Origin of the sequence: Actinoallomurus acaciae, assembly GCF_042429965.1 — a bacterium.
GTDB classification, from domain to species: Bacteria; Actinomycetota; Actinomycetes; order Streptosporangiales; family Streptosporangiaceae; genus Actinoallomurus; species Actinoallomurus acaciae.
Genome location: NZ_JBHLZP010000699.1, coordinates 1 through 3510, shown reverse-complemented (window position 1 = coordinate 3510; position 3510 = coordinate 1). Strand labels below are relative to the sequence as shown.

4 protein-coding genes are annotated in these 3510 nt (G+C 69.1%); 1 reads left to right on the top strand and 3 read right to left on the bottom strand.

Annotated elements, in window-relative coordinates:
- On the bottom strand, positions 1-321 hold a 321-nt coding region (locus ACFFNX_RS45275; protein WP_378212486.1), incomplete at its 3' end, for an FAD binding domain-containing protein.
- The gene (locus tag ACFFNX_RS45270) at positions 318-809 is read right to left on the bottom strand and encodes a (2Fe-2S)-binding protein (RefSeq protein WP_378212485.1); all 492 of its coding nucleotides are present in this window, start codon (positions 807-809) and stop codon (positions 318-320) included. The genes ACFFNX_RS45270 and ACFFNX_RS45275, both read right to left, overlap by 4 nt.
- Before the next feature lie 306 nt (positions 810-1115).
- Here ACFFNX_RS45270 and ACFFNX_RS45265 point away from each other — a divergent pair, with 306 nt between their 5' ends.
- Complete coding sequence (locus ACFFNX_RS45265; protein WP_378212484.1) at positions 1116-2264, top strand: oxalate decarboxylase family bicupin; 1149 nt, start codon at positions 1116-1118, stop codon at positions 2262-2264.
- 76 nt (positions 2265-2340) lie between these two features.
- Here ACFFNX_RS45265 and modA read toward each other — a convergent pair whose 3' ends face one another.
- Complete coding sequence (gene modA / locus ACFFNX_RS45260) at positions 2341-3138, bottom strand: molybdate ABC transporter substrate-binding protein (RefSeq protein ID WP_378212483.1); 798 nt, start codon at positions 3136-3138, stop codon at positions 2341-2343.
- Positions 3139-3510 lie beyond the last annotated feature (372 nt).

Below are 3510 nucleotides of genomic sequence, written 5' to 3'. Positions count from 1 at the left end.
CTGCGCGATGTTGCGCACCTGGCCGGAGGCGCCGCTGAGCACGGCGCGGGCCAGCACCGGATAGCGCTCGCGGACCGCCGGGTGCGCGGCGAGGTCGCTGTTGCGCACCGCGGCGCCGATGCGCAGGCCGTCGCCGTCGCCGTCGGCGTCGATCGTGTCGTACGGCAGGCGCGTGACGTCGATGAGGGAGTCTGGCCGGGCGACGCCGAGCCGCATCAGGTCGACGAGGTTGGTGCCGCCCCCGAGGTACATCGTGCCCGGCCGGAACCGCTCCAGGGCCTCCCGCGCGTCGGCGGCGCGAGCGTACTCGAAGAGCCTCACCGCGCCGTCTCCAGGATCGCGGCGACGATGTTGACGTACGCGCCGCAGCGGCACAGGTTGCCGCTCATGCGCTCCCGGACCTCCTCCGGCGTCAGCGGCGGATCGGAGGTGAGGTCGGGGGTGACGGCGCTCGGCCCCGGCTCGGCGAGCATGCCGGCGGCCGAGCAGAGCTGGCCGGGCGTGCAGTACCCGCACTGGAAGGCGTCCCGTTCGACGAAGGCGGTCTGCAGGGGATGCGGCACGTCACCGGCGGCGAGGCCCTCGACGGTGGTGATCTCGGCCCCGTCACAGGCGACCGCGAGGGCGAGGCACGCGTTGGCCCGCCGCCCGTCGATCAGTACCGTGCAGGCGCCGCACTGGCCGTGGTCGCACCCCTTCTTCGTGCCGGTCAGCCCCAGCCGCTCCCGGAGCAGGTCGAGCAGCGACGTGCGGGGATCGGTGTCGAGTTCGCACGCCGATCCGTTGACCTGCAGTGTTATCTCCCCCATGGGCGGCGCCCTACCCGCGCCCCGCGCTCCTACGCGCCGGGAGAATCGGGGGAGCAGGAAAGAGTCGGCCATTTTTCCATCGGCTTCGACTTCTCCGGGGGTCGGGCTCGGTTCGCGGCCTCCCCGGTCGCCTTCTGCGCGCTTCAGGCGGTGGGCGGCTCGACGCTGAACCCGCGTGACCAGGTACCACGTCCCGTTATCTCTGCTAAAACCCCCTTTGTTCAACTCTGGCGCTCGTACGTATGCGGCTTTCCGGCATTAGGGGTATTTCCCGGCTTGTATGGAATTCCAGGAGAAAGGAACGTGATGAACGCCGCCTCGCCGCATGATCTTCCACAGCCCCAGCGCGACGGCCAGGGAGGCGTCGACACCGGTCCACGGAACATCGAACTCGACCGCCAGAACCCGGACCTGCTCACCCCGCCGGCGACCGATCGCGGCACCCTGCCCAACATGAAGTACTCCTTCTCCATGGCCCATACGCGCATCGAGGAGGGCGGCTGGACGCGCGAGGTGACCCAGCGCGAACTGCCGATCGCCACCACGCTGGCCGGCGTCGATATGAAGCTCAACCCCGGCGCCTACCGCGAGCTGCACTGGCACAAGGAGTCGGAGTGGGCGTACGTGCTGGAGGGGAGCTGCCGGATCGGCGCCGTCGACCAGGCCGGGTGCCGGTTCCTGGACGACGTCGAGAAGGGTGACCTGTGGTTCTTCCCCAAGGGCATACCGCACTACATCCAGGCGCTGGATGAGGGCGTGGAGTTCCTGCTCGTCTTCGACAGCGGCGCCTTCTCCGAGAACTCCACGTTCATGATCAGTGACTTCTTCGCGCACACGCCGAAAAGCGTGCTCGCCAAGAACTTCGGCTGGTCCCCGGAGCAGATGGCGAACCTGCCGGAGAAGGAGAAGTACATCTTCCCGGGGCAGGTGCCGCCGCCCCTCGACTCCAGCCGGGTCGTCAGCACCACCGCGGACGTCCCCCGTACGTTCAAACACCGCATGCTCGGCCAGGACCCGATCCGGTTCGACGGCGGCAGCGTACGGATCACCGACTCCACCAACTTCGCGGCGGCCACGATCTCGGCGGCGCTGGTCGAGCTCGAACCCGGCAGCATGCGTGAGATGCACTGGCACCCGACCGACGACGAGTGGCAGTACTACATCTCCGGCTTCGGCCGCATGGGGGTCTTCGCGGGATCAGGGCTCAACCGCACGTACGACTTCCAGGCCGGCGACGTCGGGTATGTGCCCTTCGCGTACGGGCACTACATCGAGAACCTCGGACGGGAGCCGCTGGTGTTCCTGGAGATGTTCCGCAACCCGCTCTTTGAGGACATCTCGGCAATGCAGTGGATGGCCAACACGCCGGCGCAGGTCAGCGCGGACACCCTCAATCTCCCGACCGCGATGATCGACGCGTTGCCCCGCGAGAAGCACAGCGTCATCCGACGCTGAGAAACCGCCCGGAAGCCTGGCCGGGCGGTTTCTCAGCGGACGGCGGGGACCTGCTCCGGAAGGTCCCCGCCGCCGGTCAGGGGCTTTCGAACCCGGCCTGTTCGAGAACGGACTTACCCTGGCCGGACAGGACGAGCTGGACGAACTCCTTGGCGAGCGCGGGCTGCGGCGCGTGGGTCAGTGTGGCGATGGGGTAGTCGTTGATCGCCTGGGCCGCCTCGGGGAAGTCGATGCCGGTCACCTTGCCGCCGGCGGACTTGACGTCGGTACGGTAGACGAGCGCGGCGTCCGCCTCGTTGAGCTGGACCTTGGTGAGGGCCGCCTTGACGTCCTGCTCCTGCGAGACCGGCTTGACCTTCAGCTTGGCGGCGGCAAGGGCCTTGAGGGCGGCGGCGCCGCAGGGCACCTCAGGGGCGCACTCGACCACCTTGAGCTTGGGGTTGGTCAGGTCCTTGAGCGTCTTGACCTTGCCGGGGTTGCTGGGCGGCACCGCGATCTCCAGCCGGTTACGGACGAAGGTCGTCGGCGCACCGGCGGCGTCCTTGGCGTCGGTCACCGTCTTCATGGTGGCCGGGCTGGCGGCGGCGAAGATGTCGGCCGGGGCGCCCTGCGTGATTTGCTGGGCCAGCGCGGAGCTGCCGCCGAAGTTGAACTTCACCTTCACCCCGGGGTGAGAGGACTCGAAGGTCTTGCCCAAAGAGGTGAACGTCTCGGTCAGCGAGGCGGCCGCGAAGACGAAGAGCGTCTTGCCACCTTTGGAGGAGGACCCGGAGGAGCCGTCGTCGGTGCTCCCGCATCCGGCCGCCAGTGTGAGGCTCGTCCCGAGCGCGGCGGCGAGCAGTACCCGGACGCCCCGGGGCAGACGTTCGATCACGTTGGTCTCCTCGTGCAGGTGCCCCCTGGGGGAGGGGCGGGGGCTGGGACCCTGTGACGGCGCTCAGGCCACGTGTCACCGCGGCCGTCCCGTCGCGCCACCGTACTATCGCATATTCCAACCCTGAAGCTTCTAGGGCGGCGCATATGCCACACATGGGAGCTTCCCACACCTGCTTCTGCCCACACTGACCTGAGCCGAAGCTGGCCAGCATGCCGCCCGCCGCGCGGCTTCCATCCAGGGGAGGACCGGCCCGCCACCCGACTCTCAGCCGAGAAGGGTCGGCCTGCCGCCTGCGGCCTGCCGCCTGCGGCCTGCGGCCTGCGGCCTGCTGTCCAGCTAGGGGAGGGTCCGCCCGCCGCCCGCCGCCCG

What these genes read in the sequence shown, in the direction of transcription:
- ACFFNX_RS45270 (WP_378212485.1), bottom strand. Translation starts at nt 809, where the DNA reads ATGGGGGAGATAACACTGCAGGTCAACGGATCGGCGTGCGAACTCGAC.
- ACFFNX_RS45265 (WP_378212484.1), top strand. Translation starts at nt 1,116, where the DNA reads ATGAACGCCGCCTCGCCGCATGATCTTCCACAGCCCCAGCGCGACGGC.